The organism is Paenarthrobacter nitroguajacolicus (assembly GCF_029952445.1).
Taxonomy (GTDB): domain Bacteria; phylum Actinomycetota; class Actinomycetes; order Actinomycetales; family Micrococcaceae; genus Arthrobacter; species Arthrobacter nitroguajacolicus_B.
In genome coordinates this window covers 202413-220521 of sequence record NZ_JAQPPK010000001.1, presented here as the reverse complement: position 1 = coordinate 220521, position 18109 = coordinate 202413, and the positions used below count along the sequence as shown (strand labels likewise).

Sequence of the window (18109 nt, the reverse complement as noted above, 5' to 3'; positions counted from 1 at the left end):
CATGGCTAAAATGACCAAAGCGCAGCGCGAATGGCGCCCCGGTATGCCCAAGAAGCGCCGGTCCACCAAAGTGATGTTCGCTTCCACGGTGCTGCTGCTCGAAGCCTTTGTGGCGTTCTTCGGCACGCTTGCAGTATTTGGCTTGAAGCGCGGTGAGGTGGACCCCGGGATCATCCTTGGCGTCGGTATTGCCTTGAGCGTGGTGCTGGTCCTGGCATGTGCAGTGTTGTCCAAACCTTGGGGCATCGCCTTGGGGTGGGGGCTGCAACTGGTGCTTATTCTGACTGGCTTGGCCGAGCCCATGATGTTCATCGTCGGCATCCTGTTTGCCATCTGCTGGTGGTACGGTCTCCGGGCCGGCATGAGGATTGACCGGGAAGTGGCCCAACGCGACCGCGAGCAGGCGGAATGGGACGCAGCCCACAGTGACGAAGCCGGCCCGCAAACCCCGTAAACTGGCTGGGAAAACCACCGAACACATCACATTGGAGCAACTGTGAGCATTGAACGGACCCTCGTCCTGGTCAAGCCCGACGGCGTCGCCCGCAACCTGGGCGGCAGCATCCTGGCCCGCATCGAAGCCAAGGGGTACACCCTGGCTGAACTGAAGAAGGTCAACGCCACCCGTGAGCTGCTGGAACAGCACTACGAGGAACACGTGGGCAAGCCTTTCTACGAACCGCTGGTTGAGTTCATGCTGAGCGGTCCGGTCATCGCTGCCGTCTTTGAGGGCCACCGCGTCATCGAGGGCTTCCGTTCCCTGGCCGGGACCACCGATCCGACGACGGCCGCCCCGGGTACCATCCGCGGTGACTTCGGCCGCGACTGGGGCCTGGCAGTCCAGCAGAACCTGGTCCACGGCTCAGACTCCGTTGATTCGGCCGAGCGCGAGATCAAGATCTGGTTTAACTGATCCAGGCATAGACAGCCGAAAGGTCCCGTGTTCGTTTGAACACGGGACCTTTCCTTTGGCGGCGTGGCTTTAGTAGCCCGAAGTGCCTGCGAAGACGTGGAGGAAGGCGAAGAAGATGGTTGCGATCACCGCGACATAGAGCAGCGCCACGATGATCCAGCCGGATTCACCCAGGAGCTTGGTCAATCCAGGTGGCGCCTTGATGACCCCGGTGGAGATGTTCCGGATGGTCACCCACACAAAGAGGGGGATCATGACCGCCCACACCACCATGCAGAACGGGCACAGCACGTTGATGACGTAGAGGGCTTGCGACCATAGCCAGACAACGAACGCGAAGCCCAGGGTCACGCCGGCCTGCAGGCCCAGCCAATAGCCACGCGAGAACTTCGCCCCGGAGAGTAATCCCATCGCAGTGGTGATGATGATGGCGAAGGCGACAATGCCGATGAACATGTTGGGGAACCCGAAAAGGGAGCTTTGCCATGTCTTCATCACGGTTCCGCAGGAAACCCAAGGGTTCACGTCGCAGGCAGTGACGTGGTTGGGGTCCTGGAGTACCTGGAGCTTCTCCAGGACCAGGGCTCCGGAGGCCAGCCAGCCGATGACCCCGGTAATCAGCAGCAGCCAGGCGAACGGCTTGTCGCGGACAGTCCTCGGCAACGTTTCCTGGTGCGTGGTCGATTCCTCCGCTGTGGAGGATTTGTTGGCCAGGTTTTCCCTGGCGGTGCTCGGCATCGCGGATCTGATCCTTTTCGACATTGTGCCCGGCGGGCCGGGAGGGGCTCTTGGGAGGATTCTAACGCCGGAGGCTGGGCGCTGCCCCCAGCTTGACCCTGAACCGGACGACACAGCGTCCTAACAGGCGAAGTCGTGCAGGTGTGAGAGAATGAACATGGCTGGAAGCCGACCCACATTCGGATTCCGGTCCGGTGACTTGTTCCCAAGACCGCCAGTATGAGCTGGGCATGCCCGGATCACGTCGATCCTCGGTAGGCCCGCCATAACAATGGACGGCACCTGGTTGTGGCAGCAGAACAACGGGTTTCAGAACCAAGCCGCCGGCCTTCCAGGGCTGCCGCACCCCAATGATGGTGCGAACCGGAAGGCATACTACCGACTTCTGTCAACGCCTGCGGGTTTTGACAATATTTGCCCCACTGGGCGCCGGATGTGGCGGCGTCGCTGGGGCAGGAGTGTTGCCATATATGGATAATGACCAGGTTGTAGCCGTTAATGATCAGGCAGCTCCCGCGGAAACTGCGGAAGCGCCAAAGAAAACCACCCGGACCCGGCGCAAGGCCGCGCCAAAGGCAGCTGCGGACGTAGAGACGCCTGCCGCTGAAGCTCCCGCCGTGGAAGAAACTCCGGAAGTCGCTGAGAAGCCGGTACGCCGTACCCGGGCCCGCAAGAAGGTGGAACCCGCCGAGCCCCTGCCCGGCCTTGGCGAGGAAACCCCGGTAAGCCCGGAAGCCGCTGCTGAAACCCAGCCCGACGCCATCGCCGAGGCGGCCCCCGAAAAGCCGGTCCGCCGTCGTCGTACGGCCAAGCCCAAGGTCGAGGCTGAAGAAGCGCCTGTCGCTGCGGAAGCTGCGGCAGAAACCACGACGCCGGAGGCCGGCTCCCAGCCCGACGCACCTGCTACTGCGAAAGAGACTGTTCCCGCGGAAGAGACTGTTCCTGCGAAGGAGACTGTTCCCGCGGAAGAGGCTGCTCCTCAGGAAGAGGTTCCCGCCGAGGAAGCTCCGTCCGCCGCCACGTCGCTGTTCATGGAACCCGTTTCCATCACGTCCATGATCTTCCAGGCTCCGGACCTCACCACGGTTCCGCGCGTTGCGGCTGTCGAAGAGAAGGACGACGAGCCCGAAGAAGACGCCGAATCAGGTGCCGAAGGCGAGTTGGACGAGGGCGGCAGTCGTCGCCGCCGTCGGAGCCGTGGACGCCGCGGCCGCCGCGGAACCGAGCGCGACGAGAACGACACCGAAGACAGCAACGAGTCCGGAGACGAAGAATCTCCCGCGGCTGAAACGCTTGACGAAGGCGTTACTTCGCGTCGTCGTCGCCGCCGCCGCCGTGGGGACCAGGATCTTGAACTGACCGGTGGCACCGACGACGACCCGCCCAACACGGTGACACGTGTGCGGGCTCCCCGGCCCATCACGGAAACGGCGCCTTCCAACCGTGTTGCCAGCGTCAAGGGTTCCACCAGGCTCGAGGCCAAGAAGCAGCGTCGTCGCGAGTCCCGCGAGACCGGTCGTCGCCGCCAGGTGATCACGGAAGCTGAGTTCCTGGCGCGCCGCGAGTCAGTGGACCGGCAAATGATCGTCCGCCAGCGCGACGACAGAATCCAGATCGGTGTCCTTGAGGACGGCGTGCTGGCCGAGCACTTTGTGTCCAAGACCCAGCAGGACTCCCTGATCGGCAACGTTTACCTGGGCAAGGTCCAGAACGTCCTGCCGTCCATGGAAGCTGCCTTCGTCGATATCGGACGCGGCCGTAACGCTGTGCTCTACGCCGGTGAAGTGAACTGGGACGCGGTCAACCTTGAAGGCCAGCCGCGCCGGATCGAGAACGCACTGAAGTCAGGCGATTCCGTCCTGGTCCAGGTCACCAAGGACCCCGTGGGCCACAAGGGTGCCCGCCTCACAAGCCAGATTTCCCTTCCGGGCCGCTACCTTGTGTACGTGCCGGGCGGGTCCATGACCGGCATCTCACGCAAGCTGCCCGATGTGGAACGCAACCGCCTCAAGCGGATCCTGAAGGACCGCCTGCCGGAAAACGCCGGGGTCATTGTCCGCACCGCCGCCGAAGGTGCTTCGGAAGAAGAGCTGACCCACGACATCAACCGTCTTCGCGCGCAGTGGGAGGGCATCGAAGGTCAGGCTTCCTCCACCAAGGTGCTGGCACCTGAGCTGCTCTACGGCGAACCGGACCTCACCATCAAGGTGGTCCGCGACGTCTTCAACGAGGACTTCTCCAAGCTGATTGTCTCCGGTGACGACGCCTGGGACACCATCGAGGCCTACGTAACCTATGTTGCCCCGGACCTGGTGGGCCGCCTTGAGAAGTGGACCAAGGACCAGGACATCTTCGCCGCCTGGCGCATCGATGAGCAGATCCACAAGGCCTTGGAGCGCAAGGTCTTCCTGCCGTCCGGTGGTTCGCTGGTCATCGACCGCACCGAAGCCATGACCGTGGTGGACGTCAACACCGGGAAGTTCACCGGCAGCGGTGGAAACCTGGAAGAGACCGTCACCAAGAACAACCTTGAAGCTGCCGAGGAAGTAGTCCGGCAACTGCGCCTGCGTGACATCGGCGGCATCATCGTCATCGACTTCATCGACATGGTCCTGGAATCCAACCGCGACCTCGTTCTCCGCCGCATGGTGGAGTGCTTGGGCCGCGACCGGACCAAGCACCAGGTAGCTGAAGTGACGTCGCTGGGCCTTGTCCAGATGACCCGCAAGCGCATGGGCACCGGCCTCCTCGAGGTCTTCGGCGAGCAGTGCGAGCACTGTGCGGGCCGCGGCGTCGTGACCCATGACGAGCCCGTTGAGCACCGCCGTGCCAACGTCGTGGCAGCAGAGCAGCACCGCCCGCACACCGAGGCACAGCAACCCACAGCCCGCACGGAGCGCAAGCGGCGCCGCGGCAAGGGCGGAACCCAGGGAGCGGTGGAAGCACCCGCCCAGGTCCATTCGGCCCCGTCCGCTCCGGCGGCCCCGGCCTCGCACCCGGAAACCCAGGATCCCGCACGCCAGGCTAAAGCTGAAGCAACAAGGGCGGCCCTGGCAACGATTGCCGCCGCGGCACATGCTGCCCACCTGCACGACGACGAGATCCACAAGGCCGAAGAGCAAGCCCGGGCAGCCGGACAGCACGCGGCCGGAGCAGTTCCCGCTGCAGCAACGAATGCCCCTGTGGAACAGGAAACTGCCCATGACGCCGCAGTGCGTGAAGCACGTTCCACCCCGGTGCTGCGCTTTGGCGGCGAAGAGGTTGCCTTGCCGTTCGTTGAACACCACGATGAACCACAGGCAGCGGAGCCGGCCATGAGCCTGGATCGTTTGGCCGAAGCTTTCTCCCACCTTGGCGCCGCTCCGGCCCCTGTGGAGGAGGAAGCTGTTGAGGCACCGAAGGCAGCCCAGGCGTCGGCTGCAGGGGAAGCCCCGTCGGCTTCGCGGAGTCGCCGTGGGCGCCGGAACCGCAGTGCCAGCAGGGCCCAGGGCGCGGCCAACGAGACCAGCGTTGAGCATCATGAAGAGGCCGCCACCCCACGGGGATCGGCGCACGAGTCCAAGGCGCCTGCGGAACCGGCAAAGAAACCGGCCGCGGATGAACCCATCATCCTGGGCGTCGGAGTGCCGGCTTCCGAGCTCTAACCGTCCATAGCGGTTTCAAGGGCCCTGCAATATCCGCTGCAAGCGGGAATTGCAGGGCCTTTGCCGTGCCCGGGTGCGTTAGGCTGGGGGACTGACACGGGGTGCCAGGCGTCGGGCCGGGCTGAGATCCAAACCCGTTGAACCTGTCCGGTTAGCACCGGCGAAGGGATGTCCTCATGCCCGCGTTGTCATACCCATCTTTGTCTTCCTCCTCTGTGTATCCGTTGGCCGCGGGGAGGGATGCCCCGCGCGTTCTGAGCATTGCGGGATCGGACCCCTCAGGAGGAGCCGGAATACAGGCTGATCTGAAGAGCATCTCCGCCCACGGCGGATATGGCATGGCTGCCATTACGGCTTTGACAGCCCAGAACACCCTCGGCGTCAGCGCTGTGCATGTGCCGCCGGTGGAGTTCCTGCGCCAGCAGTTGAACGCGATCAGCAGCGATATCGCCATTGATGCTGTCAAGATCGGCATGCTTGGCGACGCCGGGGTCATCCTTGTGGTCCGCGAGTGGCTCGAAGAGGTGCGTCCCGCCGTCGTGGTCCTGGACCCGGTGATGGTAGCCACCAGTGGTGACCGGCTGCTGACGGAGTCCGCAGGGGAGGCGCTGCGGTCCCTGCTGCCCCTTGCAGACCTGATCACGCCGAACCTGCCCGAACTTGCCATGTTGCTGGGCGAGCCCGAGGCAGCCGATTGGGCGTCGGCGTTGGACCAGGGCAAGCGCCTTGCGGCCGAGTACGGGAACACTGTGCTGGTGAAGGGCGGCCACCTGGCTGGCTCGGAGTGTCCTGATGCGCTGGTCAACACCAGCGGGCTGTTGCGGCAGGACGTCGTGGAGGTCGCGGGCCCCAGGATAGCGACGAAGAACAGCCATGGCACCGGGTGCTCGCTTTCGTCGGCGTTGGCAACCGTTCAGGCGCGCACGGGTGACTGGGAGGCCTCGCTGCGCGAGGTGAAGCCGTGGTTGCTCCAGGCCCTGGTGGATTCAAGCAAGTTGGAGGTTGGCAGCGGCAACGGCCCCGTAGACCATTTCCACCACCAGCGCAGCCTCCGGCCTGGCGGTTTCGCAGCCACCATGTGGAAGGAAGCCGTCCCGGAACTCGAGAAGATCCACGAGCTCGACTTCATCCAGGAGTTGCAGTCGGGGCAGCTGCCCGAGTCTGCGTTCAGTTACTACCTCGCGCAGGATGCCATCTACCTGAACGGCTACTCCAGGGTGCTGGCCCGGGCAGGTGCACTGGCCCCGACGGAAGAGGAACAGCTGTTCTGGGCCATGGGTTCACGGCAGTGCCTTGAAGTGGAGTCGGAATTGCACAGGAACTGGCTGAGCACCCGTGAGGCATCGGGAGGGACCGGGCCGGTGACCAAGGCCTACGTGGACCATCTGCTGGCCACCTCCGCGTCCGGAAGCTATGCAGTTGTCCTTGCGGCGATCCTGCCTTGCTATTGGTTGTACGCGGAAGTGGGACAAAAGCTCCACGCAGCTTTCGTCGATGCCGGCGCCTCCACTGACCACCCTTACGCGGAGTGGCTGCGGACGTATGCCGACGAAGAGTTTGCCTCTGCCACCCGGGCTGCGATCAAGTTCACAGATGCCGCGGCGATCGCAGCTTCGGGGCGTGAACGCGTGGAGATGCTTCAGGCATTCAGCCAGTCCTGCCGTTATGAAACGGCATTCTTCGACGCTCCCAGGCTTTACGCCTAGGCGTTACAGGAACTGCCCGGACGGCGGCAAAATATGGCCGGTTCCGCGCGTCGCGGCCCGGATCACGTTATTTGCCGGCAAACCCTGTAGGCTGTATGGGCACGGTGCCGGGAGAGTCCGTTACGACTCGTGATGCAAGTCACGTGGTAGCCTCCGGACCCGGCCTCATTTGCAGCTGAGGGTCAAACTAGCGTAATCTTGATCTTCGGTGCTTACGCCAACACTTGGGTTATGCCCCTTGGAATTGTTCATGGGATGACTCGCGGACTTCGAACAGAAGTCCACGGCGTTGAGGCACAGCGCGAACCAAGCCTGATTCCGGTGACAGGTTCCGCACGCAAATTTAGTTATAAACGTCGAGAGAAGTGAGTACCCAAGTGGTGTACGCGATTGTCCGCGCAGGCGGCCGCCAAGAAAAAGTTTCCGTTGGAGACTACGTAACGCTCAACCGCGTCCCCGGTGGAGCCGGCAGCACGCTTGAGCTGCCCGCCTTGCTCCTGGTTGACGGCGAGAAGGTCACCTCCGCAGCAGCGGAACTGGCCAACGTCAAGGTTACGGCTGAGATCCTCGAAGACCTCCGTGGTCCGAAGATCGTCATCCAGAAGTTCAAGAACAAGACCGGCTACCGGAAGCGTCAGGGTCACCGTCAGGAACTGACCAAGATCAAGATCACCAGCATCGCGTAACTTTCGTTACCCGCTGTTCAGGTTTTTCAGTTTCCCCAGAAATTTAGAGGCAGGCATTTCACATGGCACACAAAAAAGGCGCGAGTTCCACTCGCAACGGTCGTGACTCCAACGCTCAGTACCTGGGCGTCAAGCGCTTCGGCGGTCAGGTAGTTTCCGCCGGCGAGATCATCGTCCGCCAGCGTGGAACCCACTTCCACCCCGGTGCAGGCGTCGGTCGCGGTGGCGACGACACCCTGTTCGCCCTGCAGGCCGGTGCGGTTGAGTTTGGTACTCGCCGCGGCCGTCGCGTAGTGAACATCGTTGCTGCTGCAGCTGCAGAGTAACAACAAGTTCTGAACCGGTGGAGCGGGCCAAACGGCCCGCTCCACCGTTCTTTTAACCGCATTACAATCGACTAGGGCGCCCCAGGCGCGCTGGTTTTGCAACAGCGCTGGCAACAGCAACAACGCTGGAAAACAGCAACTGAGGAGATCCACGTGGCGAGCTTTGTAGACCGGGTAGTACTGCACGTATCCGGCGGAACCGGCGGCCACGGCTGTGTCTCCGTAAAGCGGGAGAAGTTCAAGCCGCTCGGCGGACCCGACGGCGGCAACGGCGGCAATGGCGGCGACGTCATCCTTCGTGTGTCGGCCCAAACCACCACTCTGCTGGACTACCACCACGCTCCCCACCGCCACGCCACCAACGGTGGCCCGGGCATGGGTGACTGGCGCGGTGGCAAGAACGGCGAAACCCTGATTCTTCCCGTACCCGACGGCACCGTGGTCAAGACAAAGGACGGCGAAGTCCTGGCCGACCTCGTGGGCGAGGGTACCGAGTACATTGCAGCTGCCGGTGGCCAGGGAGGCCTCGGCAACGCCTCCTTGTCGTCGCAGAAGCGCCGTGCTCCCGGCTTTGCACTGCTCGGCATCGAGGGTGAATCCAGCGACATCGTCCTGGAACTGAAATCCATCGCCGACATCGCGCTCGTTGGTTTCCCCTCTGCGGGCAAGTCCAGCCTGATTGCTGCGATGTCTGCCGCACGCCCAAAGATTGCCGACTATCCCTTTACGACGCTCATTCCCAACCTCGGGGTTGTGGAGGCCGGCGACGTCCGTTTCACCATCGCCGACGTTCCGGGCCTTATCGAAGGTGCCAGTGAAGGCAAGGGCCTCGGACACAACTTCCTGCGTCACGTTGAGCGCTGCGCTGCCTTGGTCCACGTCCTTGACTGCGGCACCTTGGAATCAGACCGCGATCCTTTGTCGGACCTGGCCATCATCGAAGCGGAACTTGAGAAGTACGCCGTCGACATGAGCTATGCCGGCGTTGACGGCGAAGTTGTTCCGTTGAACGAGCGCCCCAAGCTGGTTGTCCTGAACAAGGTGGACCTTCCCGACGGCAAGGACATGGCTGAGTTCGTTCGTCCGGACCTCGAGGCACGCGGATACCGCGTCTTCGAAGTATCCGCCACCAGCCACGAGGGCCTGCGCCAGCTTGGATTCGCCATGGCTGAGATCGTCAAAGCTGCCCGTGACGCTGTCCAGGCTGCCCCGCCCAAGGTGGCCGCACCTGTCCTTCGCCCGCGCGCCGTCAACGAGTCCGGCTTCAGGATCCGTCGCGAGGAAAAGAACCTCGAACCGCTGTTCCGCGTCCTGGGCGAGAAGCCCGTGCGCTGGGTCAAGCAGACGGACTTCACCAACGAGGAAGCCATCGGCTACCTCGCAGACCGCCTGGCCAAGCTTGGTGTGGAGACAGAGCTGTTCAAGGTCGGCGCCAAGCCTGGCGATACCGTGGTCATCGGTGAGGACGACGGCGTCGTCTTCGACTGGGAGCCCACCATGATGGCCGGTGCCGAACTCCTGGCGACGCCTCGAGGCACAGACATCCGTGTCGCTGACATCGGTGACCGCCCCACCCGTTCGCAGAAGCGTGAAGAGCAAATCGAGCGCCGCGAGGCCAAGGCTGCAGCCCGCGCTGAGCTCGAGGCCGAGCGCAAAGCCGGCATCTGGACCGAATCCGTCAGTGGTCGGCGTGCCCGGACGGTAAAGGAAAGCGCCCTGGATTCCGGTGATGACGACTAGGACCGTCGAAGCTTCCGAGGACGCTGCAGGACTGGAACGCCAGGGGATAGCTGCCGCCAAACGGATCGTGGTCAAGGTGGGTTCTTCCTCGCTGACCAGCATCAAGGGTGGCATTTCCGAGAAATCGTTGACCCAACTGGTCAATGCCCTAGCCGCTAAACGAAACGCGGGGACTGAGATCATCCTGGTGTCCTCGGGTGCCATAGCTGCCGGCTTGGCGCCTTTGGGCCTGGCCAAACGGCCCAAGGATCTTGCCACGCAGCAGGCGGCGGCGAGTGTTGGCCAGGGTCTGCTGATGGCACGCTACACACAGGCCTTCAATGCGCACGGCGTGACCGTGAGCCAGGTTCTGCTGACTGCCGATGACCTGATGCGCCGGACACAGCACACCAATGCGTTCCGGGCCTTGGACCGGTTGCTGAACCTCGGCGTCGTGCCGGTTGTCAACGAGAATGACACCGTCGCCACCCACGAGATCAGGTTCGGCGACAACGACCGTCTGGCGGCCCTGGTGGCGCACCTGGTACGCGCCGACGCGCTGGTGCTTCTATCCGACGTCGACGCCGTCTATGACGGCCCGCCCTCCCAGGGTGCCCGCCGCATTCCGCTGGTCCGCGGACCCGGGGACCTGGAGGAAGTGACCATCGGCAAAGCCGGCAAGGCCGGTGTGGGAACTGGTGGCATGATGACCAAGGTCGAGGCCGCTTCAATTGCCGCTGGGTCCGGTATTCATGCTTTGGTGACCTCCACCGCCAACGCCGCAGCAGCACTTGCGGGGGAGGACGTGGGAACCTGGTTCGCCGTCAATGGCAACCGCAAGCCCGTCCGCCTCCTGTGGCTGGCCCACCTGGCCAGCGTCCAGGGACGGTTGACTCTCGACGACGGCGCAGTGAAAGCCGTGCGCGACAGGCACCGGTCACTGCTTCCCGCCGGTATTTCGGAGGTCAGTGGCGACTTCGAGGCCGGGGATCCGGTGGAGATGGTGGCACTGGACGGAAGCATCGTTGCCCGGGGCCTGGTGAACTACTCGTCCCAGGAACTTCCCCGCATGCTGGGCCGGACTACCCAGGAGCTGGGCCAGTCGCTGGGCCGGGGCTACGACCGCGAAGTTGTTCATGTTGACGATCTGGTACTCCTGCGGGGGCCGCGCTCATCTAAACTGGGTGCATGACTGAAGCGCTGACCCCTGACGCCCCCGTGATCTCCGACGTTACCGGCACCGCCGGCAACGCGCCTGAGACCCCTGTGGCCGGACGCCTTCCGTTGTCGCCGGAAGAACTTGAAGCTGCTGTCCACGCCATTGCCGACCGTTCCCGGAAAGCCGCACGTCGGTTGGGGCAGGCGAACCGTGCGTGGAAGGACCGTGCTCTGCGTGCCATCGGCTCAGCTTTGCTCGAGAACAGGAAGCAGGTCCTGGAGGCCAACGCAAAGGATGTTGCCGTAGGCCGCGCCAATGGCACCTCCGCAGCACTCCTGGACCGGCTTACCCTGACGCCTGAGCGCATCGACGGCTTGGTGGCCGCACTCGAGAACCTGGCCGGGCTGCCGGATCCCGTGGGCAACGTGGTCCGTGGGCAGACACTACCCAACGGCCTGCGCCTGCGCCAGGTTAATGTGCCCATGGGCGTCGTTGCCGCCATCTACGAAGCCCGCCCCAACGTCACTGTTGACATCGCCGGACTTGCCCTCAAGAGCGGCAACGCGGTGATCCTTCGCGGCGGTTCGGCTGCCGCCAATACCAATGAGGCGTTGGTCCGGATCCTTCGCGATGCATTGGATTCGGTAGGACTTCCTGCTGATGCCGTCCAGACCGTGGACCAGTACGGCCGTGAAGGTGCAAACGTCCTAATGCGTGCCCGGGGACGTGTGGATGTCTTGATTCCCCGTGGCGGGCGCGAGCTTATCCAGACCGTTGTCACCAACTCCTCGGTGCCCGTCATCGAAACGGGGGAGGGCAACGTCCACATCTTCATTGACGAGTCGGCAAGTGAAGAGATGGCCGTTGAGATACTCCTCAATGCCAAGACACAGCGTCCCAGCGTCTGCAACACGGTGGAGACACTCCTGGTGCACTCAGGGTCCACAACGCTGCCTGCCGTTGCCGCTGCCTTGCGCAAGGCTGGCGTGAGACTGCACGTTGATGACCGGATAGCGGCAGCCCTGGGCAGCAGTGTTGAAACGGTTCCCGCGGACGACGACGACTGGGCCACCGAGTACATGGACCTGGACCTCGCCGTAGCGATGGTGGACAGCCTTGATGACGCGGTGAAGCACATCCGGAAGTGGACCACGGGGCATACCGAAGCGATCCTGACGAACAACCTCGCCAACGCTGAGAGGTTCATCGCCGAAATCGACTCCGCTGCCGTGATCGTCAATGCCTCAACACGGTTCACCGACGGCGGCGAGCTTGGCCTTGGTGCTGAGGTTGGTATCTCCACGCAGAAGCTTCACGCGCGTGGTCCCATGGGCCTCACAGAACTGACCACCACAAAGTGGATCGTGCAAGGCGAAGGCCAAGTCCGCAGCTAGCAACGCGGTAACATAGAACAGAAGTCCGGAACGGCGGGGAGCCCCGCCGTCGAAATCCTTTGAGAACCAACTAGGGGAGAAGATGCTGTTTCAGCAGATCGCCACGTCCATTGCCGCCGAGACAGAAGGCGGCCACGAGGAACTCGCCCCGTTGTGGGCCGAGCCGTGGGTCTTCGGCGTCTCCATGTTCGCCCTCCTGCTGGTTCTCATGTTCGTAACCTTGTCCTACACCAACCTGGGCAACCGCCACGAGGCCGTGGAAGAGCACGCTGATCCGCACCGCCAGCACCCGAACAAGCACACCCACGGCCAGGGCCACTAACATTATTGCCGCAACACCTCGCGGGGAGTCGGAGCGCAGGCTTCGGCTGGGCGTGATGGGTGGAACCTTTGACCCCATCCATCACGGCCACCTTGTGGCTGCAAGTGAAGTCGCAGCCAAGTTTGACCTCGACGAAGTGGTTTTCGTACCCACGGGTCAGCCATGGCAGAAGTCGCACAAGCTGGTCAGCGAACCTGAGCATCGGTACCTGATGACGGTGATCGCCACCGCTTCAAACCCGCGGTTTACCGTCAGCCGCGTAGACGTGGACCGGCCGGGCCCGACCTTCACCATAGATACCTTGCGGGATCTCCGGGCCCAGCGCCCTGACGCCGACCTGTTCTTTATTACCGGTGCAGATGCCTTGGCCCAGATCCTGTCCTGGAAAGATGTGGACGAGCTCTGGTCCTTGGCGCACTTCGTGGGGGTGACCCGCCCCGGACACGAACTGAACGACCTCGGACGGACTGACGATGTCAGCCTGCTGGAAGTTCCGGCCATGGCGATTTCTTCCACGGACTGCCGTATCCGCGTGGGGGCAGGCAACCCGGTGTGGTACCTGGTGCCCGATGGTGTGGTGCAGTACATCGCAAAATATGGACTGTATGCACCAGGCTCCGAACCCGGAGTACTGTCACCGGCACTTTCCGGATCAGACGACCAAGCACGTACTGAATGAGTTTGTAATATGAGCAGCCAGGAACAGCGACCCATCCGCAGCAGGCGCGAACTTCGTCGTGCCCGGGAAGAGAACCCTGAGATCCAGCCGGAGGCAACCCCACCGGCGGCGGCGACTGCACCCGCGGAACCGGAGTCTGCTGGAGACGCAGAGCGTTCAAACGCGCGCAATCGTCGTGCGGCAGATGCCCCTGTAGACGCTGTTGGCGCTGCGGCCCAAGAACGTTCGTCCCAGATCCGCGCCCGCGACCGCGCCGCCCTGCGCACCATCAAGGAGCTCGCCGACAAGGAAGAGCAGCTTTCAGGCGGCGGCCCACCCACGAGACGCCAGCTCCGGCTTCAGCAGCTTCAGGCAGAAGTTGCCACGTCCATGAACCCCATCGTTCCCTTGCCCGGTACCAAGCCGGAAGCTGCGGAAATGGTCGGGGACAAGGATGGTAGCAAGCAGAAGGCTGCTTCCTCCGATGATCCCAACGCAGTCAGCGGTCCCACGGAATCGGAGATGTCCGTGGAACAGGCTCTTGCCGTTCGCGAACTGATCGCCGCCCAGGTCCAGAACCAGACCTCCAAGCTCGAACATATCGCTGAGCAGGATCCGCTGGCTGTTGATCCCGATGTCCTGGCCCAACAGATTGCTTTGGCTGAGCGCGCCGCAGTGCTGAACAAGCGGGCCGCTGCCAAGCAGAAACTCGCCGAGAAGAACCAGGCTGAACAGAACCAAGCGGGGCAGAACCAAGCGGGGCAGAACCAAACGGGGCAGGCCAAGTCGCCTTCAACGTCCGGTCCTTCAACGGCCAATAACCTGGCCATGGTGACTCCGCTGGAGTTCGTGAAGGTCCCTGGTGTCGAGCGCCCGGTCATGAAGCGTCCCAGTACTACCTTCGTGCCGTTGGTCACCTCCTCCGCGCCGAAGCTCGATTCCGGACAGGCGCCGGCGAAAGAGCGTGCTCCGCGTGGACGCGCCGGAGTCCTGGCCAGGGCCGAGGCAGTAGCGAGGTCAGCCCGGAACAAGACCGTCCCCGCGGCTGCGCCCAGTGAAGAAACACAACGGCCCCCGGTTTCGGCCAGCACCGCCTACGGGCTGGATCCCTTGGATGCGAACACTGCCGGCCTGGCCAGGGCACAGCGCAGCCGGCTCCTGCAATACGGCGTGCTGGCTCTGGGCCTCGTGGCCTTGATTGTCGGCATCATCATGATTACCAGCGGTTAGTTCCGCCCCACTCGGCTCACGCCATATCCCGGCCACGCGCCACAACTAGGAGTTCCCTTGTCTGCACACGAACAATCCATCACTCTCGCCCGCCACGCTGCACGTGCCGCGGCGGACAAGCTGGCAGAAGACATCGTCGCGCTTGATGTCAGCGAGCGTTTGGCACTGACCGATATCTTCCTCATTGCCTCTGCTCCCACGGAGCGCCAGGTCAACGCCATCGTCGACGGGATCGAAGAAGAACTGCTGAAGCAGGACCTTCGTCCGGTTCGCCGCGAAGGCCGCTCCGAAGGCCGCTGGGTCCTCTTGGACTACGCAGACATCGTAATCCACGTCCAGCACGCAGAAGACCGCGTCTTCTACGCCTTGGAGCGCCTGTGGAAGGACTGCCCGGTAGTAGACCTTGAGTTGGGTGACGATGCCTCCGCCAAGGCCGTAACCTCGGAAGAGTCCGAAGCCTAGGAGCAGCCCGGCAATCGAATATGCCCGATTTGGAATTTTCGGAATTGCTGTTCTAAGATATTTGAGTTGCTTCGGCGCGGATGGCCTCAAGGTCAGGCGTTGAGCGGCGAGGATATGGGGCTGTGGCGCAGCTGGTAGCGCACCTGCATGGCATGCAGGGGGTCAGGGGTTCGAGTCCCCTCAGCTCCACCCTGTGAGGCTCCGCTTCTCTTCCTGGATCATCCGGAAGAGGGCGGGGCCTTTTTCATGACCGGATTACCTGTCCCGGACTCCAATGGCGGGCAGCATGAACTCCCACATTTGTTCTATCCGTGCGAGCACGTCTCCGCGTCCGGTCAGCACATCGGACACCATCTGGACGCCGGTGAAAGACGCAACCAAAAACCGGCCGAAGTCGGCGGGATCCAGGTCCGGCCGCACTGTTCCCTCAGCTTTGGCTTCCACGAGGAGATGCTCCACGGTTCGGATCCAGTCCTCATAACGGCCTGATACGTCCGCTTGGAACGCGGAGGCTTCAAAAGTGAGCCGAATGCCGGCCTGGACGATTGGCTCGTCCAGTAATTGCCGGCCGAACATCCTGCAGAGGCCGATGATTTTATCCAACGCGGGCGATTTCGAGCCGAGGATACCCGCTCCCGCGGCAAGGACTATGGAGTGCTGTTCTTCGATGACTGCCAACGCCAACTCCCGCTTTGACGTGAAGTGGAAGTACAAGGCCCCCTTCGTCACCGCGGCCTGACTGATGATGTCCGACAGGCTCGCGTTTCCGTAGCCGGTAGCGGCGAAGACCTTGGCGGCCCCTTCGATCACGGCAAGCCGGGTTTCCTTCGCACGTTGCTGCATTGGCAAGGGTGAACCTCTCGAACCATAGGGATGACGGAGGGTGGGCCGCCGTCGAGACTTCACAACGCTATCACCGCATGGACCCCGAAATGCGGGGAAACCGACTGGACGGTTTTGTTTTTCCGGCGTCCAGATCCTAGACTTCCAAAGAGCACGTCTTCCGGGAGGTCCGTGCGGCGGGTTTTGGGGGGAGGTGCGGTGGTCTGATCCACGCACCTCGGCCATGCGGGCCTCCTGAAAGGTGATTGCGCAGCGTGATGCACCTCACCTTCGGGCGATTTCTCTTCCGGTGGGATTGTGGTTAGTATTGACGAGTTGCTTCGACGGGAAGAGAAAATCTTCCAGCCGAAGGCTGCAAATCCGGGGCTGTGGCGCAGCTGGTAGCGCACCTGCATGGCATGCAGGGGGTCAGGGGTTCGAGTCCCCTCAGCTCCACTTACGGAAAAGACCCCGCTCAATTGAGCGGGGTCTTTTGCTTTCCCATCAAGGGGTGGCCGTTACTTCAGTGCCTGGGCAAATTCGGCTCCGCTGACGAACTCAACCCCCTGGAACGGCTGGTCCCCGACGACCCATGCGTTGTGTCCGGGAGGAATGGAATACGAGGCGCCGGGGGAGATGCTGATTTTCCCGCCGTCGTCTGTCTCCACTTCCAAGGCGCCGGAGACGCAGAATCCAACATGGCTCAGCTGGCAGGAATCGGTGCCTACCGCCGGTTTGATGCAGTCTGCCCAGGTCCAGCCTGGTTCAAACGTCATGCGGGCGATGGTGTAATCTCCCACGGTGACCAGGTCCAGCACGGTTTTGTCCGCGTGGCGGGTTTCGTCGGGGGAGTTGTGGGACTTTACTTCAAGGTTCGTGACAACATTGACACTCATGGCTTCTCGCAAAGGGTCGGGGAGCCCAACGACGGTGGGTCCCGGCGCCTGGCTCCTGGGGTCGCCGTGACGTATGCCGGCCACCTTCGGGATCAACTCACCGTTCGGAGGGGGTCAGGTGTTTGCGTGATGCAAGCTTAAGCTTCCTCCGAAGCACCCATAAAGTCGAGACACCGGCTGCGCCCGGTTACTGAAGCAAGGAAAGCGGGAACCTCATAGTGGCGGTACTGGATCTTGGGGCGCTCTTCGGCTCGTTGAGCAGGTTGCCCGACGTCGAAGCCGACAACCTGCATGCCTTCGATGCCACGGACAAGCTCCTGTTGGAAACGGCAGTGGACTTCTGTTCTCCCGACTCCAGGATTGTCGTCATCGGCGACCGCTACGGCGCGTTGACGCTGGGCACCCTGGCGGGGCTCGGCGTCGGACATGTCCGCGTGCACCAGGATCTGTTCACCGGAAGGCTGGCGCTGCAGCGTAACGCGCGGGGGACCTTGGGAGAAGGCCGCTACAGTCCCCACGAGCTCGGAAGGGAACTGCTGGAGGACGCCGAACTGGTGCTGTTGCAGTTGCCGAAGTCTTTGGCGGAGTTGGAGGAAATCGCCGACGCCGTTGCCCGCTTTGCTGCCCCGGGTGCGGTCCTGCTGGCCGGCGGCCGCGTCAAGCACATGTCCGTTGGCATGAACAGTGTGCTGGAGAAATACTTCGCCTCGGTTCAACCCCAGCTGGCCAGGCAAAAGTCCCGCGTGTTGATAGCGCGGGATCCAAAGAGGATCCTTTCCGAGCCGCCTTTCCCGGTTGTTGAGCCCTTGCCGGAACTGGGGATCACCGTCAGTGCCCAAGGCGCTGTCTTCGCCGGTGCACGACTGGATATTGGGACACGCTACCTGCTGACGTTCCTTGACCGCATGCCTGAGGCCAGTCGTGTTGTGGATCTGGGGTGCGGAACAGGCATCCTCGCCACGATGATCGCCAGGAAGCAACCGAAAGCCCAGGTCATCGCCACTGACCAGTCAGCCGCAGCCGTAGCCTCCGCCAGGGGCACCGCACTGGCCAGCGGGCTCGCGGGCCGGATCACCGTACTCCACGATGACGCCATGTCATCGCTCCCAGCTTCCAGCGTCGACCTCATCCTGCTGAACCCGCCCTTCCATCTGGGTGCCAGTGTTCATGCCGGTGCCGGACTGAAGATGATTGAGGCTGCAGCCCGTGTCCTTGCGCCGGGAGGGGAACTGTGGACCGTGTACAACAGCCACTTGCAATACCGGCCCACTCTTGAACGGTTCGTAGGTCCGACCTCCGAAGAAGGCCGGAATCCGAAGTTCACCGTGACGCGCAGCAAAAAGTCCTGAACGGCCCGCCGGGCCGCGTTCCCGGTCGCTGCTCGCATACAATTCAGTGTCATCGTTACCAAGCCCTGACTTCGGAGCCAGCGTG

Annotated in this window: 17 protein-coding genes, 2 tRNA genes and 1 riboswitch; of the genes, 16 read left to right on the top strand and 3 right to left on the bottom strand. The window is 62.9% G+C overall.

The features are described from left to right. Window position 1 precedes the first annotated feature (1 nt). A complete protein-coding gene (locus PJL15_RS01105) occupies window positions 2–454 on the top strand; it encodes a DUF4233 domain-containing protein (protein WP_281449367.1) in 453 nt (150 codons plus the stop codon). A 42-nt stretch (window positions 455–496) separates the two neighbouring features. Further along, a complete protein-coding gene (ndk, locus tag PJL15_RS01100) occupies window positions 497–913 on the top strand; it encodes a nucleoside-diphosphate kinase (RefSeq protein WP_144659015.1) in 417 nt (138 codons plus the stop codon). Window positions 914–982: 69 nt separating this feature from the next. Here ndk and PJL15_RS01095 read toward each other — a convergent pair whose 3' ends face one another. Next, window positions 983–1651: a vitamin K epoxide reductase family protein gene (locus PJL15_RS01095; protein ID WP_281449366.1), complete on the bottom strand. Its 669-nt coding sequence runs from the start codon at window positions 1649–1651 to the stop codon at window positions 983–985. 470 nt (window positions 1652–2121) lie between these two features. On the opposite strand from PJL15_RS01095, the gene PJL15_RS01090 reads away from it, so the two are divergent. From PJL15_RS01090 to PJL15_RS01035, 12 genes are all read left to right on the top strand, one after another. Beyond that, on the top strand, window positions 2122–5295 hold the full coding sequence (locus tag PJL15_RS01090; RefSeq protein ID WP_281449365.1) for an Rne/Rng family ribonuclease: 3174 nt from the start codon (window positions 2122–2124) through the stop codon (window positions 5293–5295). 87 nt (window positions 5296–5382) lie between these two features. Continuing rightward, a riboswitch (TPP riboswitch) is annotated at window positions 5383–5481 on the top strand. Further along, complete coding sequence (gene thiD / locus PJL15_RS01085; RefSeq protein WP_281449364.1) at window positions 5472–7001, top strand: bifunctional hydroxymethylpyrimidine kinase/phosphomethylpyrimidine kinase; 1530 nt, start codon at window positions 5472–5474, stop codon at window positions 6999–7001. It overlaps the preceding riboswitch by 10 nt. Window positions 7002–7378: 377 nt before the next feature. Further along, on the top strand, window positions 7379–7687 hold the full coding sequence (gene rplU / locus PJL15_RS01080; protein WP_024816904.1) for a 50S ribosomal protein L21: 309 nt from the start codon (window positions 7379–7381) through the stop codon (window positions 7685–7687). A gap of 62 nt (window positions 7688–7749) precedes the next feature. Beyond that, window positions 7750–8013: a 50S ribosomal protein L27 gene (rpmA, locus tag PJL15_RS01075; protein ID WP_003803426.1), complete on the top strand. Its 264-nt coding sequence runs from the start codon at window positions 7750–7752 to the stop codon at window positions 8011–8013. Between the two features lie 153 nt (window positions 8014–8166). After that, entirely contained in the window at window positions 8167–9753 is a 1587-nt protein-coding gene (gene obgE / locus PJL15_RS01070) for a GTPase ObgE (protein WP_281449363.1), read from the top strand. Beyond that, the gene (gene proB / locus PJL15_RS01065; protein WP_281449362.1) at window positions 9743–10924 is read left to right on the top strand and encodes a glutamate 5-kinase; all 1182 of its coding nucleotides are present in this window, start codon (window positions 9743–9745) and stop codon (window positions 10922–10924) included. The genes obgE and proB overlap by 11 nt, the downstream gene beginning before the upstream one ends. Further along, complete coding sequence (locus PJL15_RS01060) at window positions 10921–12285, top strand: glutamate-5-semialdehyde dehydrogenase (protein ID WP_281449361.1); 1365 nt, start codon at window positions 10921–10923, stop codon at window positions 12283–12285. Before proB ends, PJL15_RS01060 begins: the two co-directional genes overlap by 4 nt. Window positions 12286–12367: 82 nt before the next feature. Beyond that, window positions 12368–12607, top strand: coding sequence for a hypothetical protein (locus PJL15_RS01055; RefSeq protein WP_018777814.1), 240 nt, complete (start codon window positions 12368–12370; stop codon window positions 12605–12607). A gap of 1 nt (window position 12608) precedes the next feature. After that, window positions 12609–13286: a nicotinate-nucleotide adenylyltransferase gene (nadD, locus tag PJL15_RS01050; RefSeq protein ID WP_432443782.1), complete on the top strand. Its 678-nt coding sequence runs from the start codon at window positions 12609–12611 to the stop codon at window positions 13284–13286. A gap of 9 nt (window positions 13287–13295) precedes the next feature. Then, window positions 13296–14495 carry a hypothetical protein gene (locus tag PJL15_RS01045; protein WP_281449360.1) on the top strand — a complete coding sequence of 400 codons (1200 nt, stop codon included), beginning with the start codon at window positions 13296–13298 and terminating at the stop codon, window positions 14493–14495. A 57-nt stretch (window positions 14496–14552) separates the two neighbouring features. Next, window positions 14553–14957 carry a ribosome silencing factor gene (gene rsfS / locus PJL15_RS01040; RefSeq protein WP_281449359.1) on the top strand — a complete coding sequence of 135 codons (405 nt, stop codon included), beginning with the start codon at window positions 14553–14555 and terminating at the stop codon, window positions 14955–14957. Between the two features lie 116 nt (window positions 14958–15073). Next, window positions 15074–15146, top strand: a tRNA-Ala gene (locus PJL15_RS01035). Window positions 15147–15212: 66 nt separating this feature from the next. Here PJL15_RS01035 and PJL15_RS01030 read toward each other — a convergent pair. Then, window positions 15213–15800: a ScbR family autoregulator-binding transcription factor gene (locus PJL15_RS01030; RefSeq protein ID WP_281449358.1), complete on the bottom strand. Its 588-nt coding sequence runs from the start codon at window positions 15798–15800 to the stop codon at window positions 15213–15215. 362 nt (window positions 15801–16162) lie between these two features. Here PJL15_RS01030 and PJL15_RS01025 point away from each other — a divergent pair. After that, window positions 16163–16235, top strand: a tRNA-Ala gene (locus tag PJL15_RS01025). A 62-nt stretch (window positions 16236–16297) separates the two neighbouring features. On the opposite strand, the gene PJL15_RS01020 is transcribed toward PJL15_RS01025, so the two are convergent. Continuing rightward, window positions 16298–16675 carry a cupin domain-containing protein gene (locus PJL15_RS01020; RefSeq protein ID WP_281449357.1) on the bottom strand — a complete coding sequence of 126 codons (378 nt, stop codon included), beginning with the start codon at window positions 16673–16675 and terminating at the stop codon, window positions 16298–16300. A 218-nt stretch (window positions 16676–16893) separates the two neighbouring features. Here PJL15_RS01020 and PJL15_RS01015 point away from each other — a divergent pair, with 218 nt between their 5' ends. Beyond that, window positions 16894–18024 carry a class I SAM-dependent methyltransferase gene (locus tag PJL15_RS01015; RefSeq protein WP_281449356.1) on the top strand — a complete coding sequence of 377 codons (1131 nt, stop codon included), beginning with the start codon at window positions 16894–16896 and terminating at the stop codon, window positions 18022–18024. Window positions 18025–18109 lie beyond the last annotated feature (85 nt).

Coding starts and splice junctions, on each gene's coding strand:
- PJL15_RS01105 (WP_281449367.1), top strand. CDS start 2: ATGGCTAAAATGACCAAAGCGCAGCGCGAATGGCGCCCCGGTATGCCC.
- PJL15_RS01095 (WP_281449366.1), bottom strand. CDS start 1,651: ATGCCGAGCACCGCCAGGGAAAACCTGGCCAACAAATCCTCCACAGCG.
- PJL15_RS01090 (WP_281449365.1), top strand. CDS start 2,122: ATGGATAATGACCAGGTTGTAGCCGTTAATGATCAGGCAGCTCCCGCG.
- thiD (WP_281449364.1), top strand. CDS start 5,472: ATGCCCGCGTTGTCATACCCATCTTTGTCTTCCTCCTCTGTGTATCCG.
- rpmA (WP_003803426.1), top strand. CDS start 7,750: ATGGCACACAAAAAAGGCGCGAGTTCCACTCGCAACGGTCGTGACTCC.
- proB (WP_281449362.1), top strand. CDS start 9,743: ATGACGACTAGGACCGTCGAAGCTTCCGAGGACGCTGCAGGACTGGAA.
- PJL15_RS01060 (WP_281449361.1), top strand. CDS start 10,921: ATGACTGAAGCGCTGACCCCTGACGCCCCCGTGATCTCCGACGTTACC.
- PJL15_RS01055 (WP_018777814.1), top strand. CDS start 12,368: ATGCTGTTTCAGCAGATCGCCACGTCCATTGCCGCCGAGACAGAAGGC.
- PJL15_RS01045 (WP_281449360.1), top strand. CDS start 13,296: ATGAGCAGCCAGGAACAGCGACCCATCCGCAGCAGGCGCGAACTTCGT.
- PJL15_RS01030 (WP_281449358.1), bottom strand. CDS start 15,800: ATGCAGCAACGTGCGAAGGAAACCCGGCTTGCCGTGATCGAAGGGGCC.
- PJL15_RS01020 (WP_281449357.1), bottom strand. CDS start 16,675: ATGAGTGTCAATGTTGTCACGAACCTTGAAGTAAAGTCCCACAACTCC.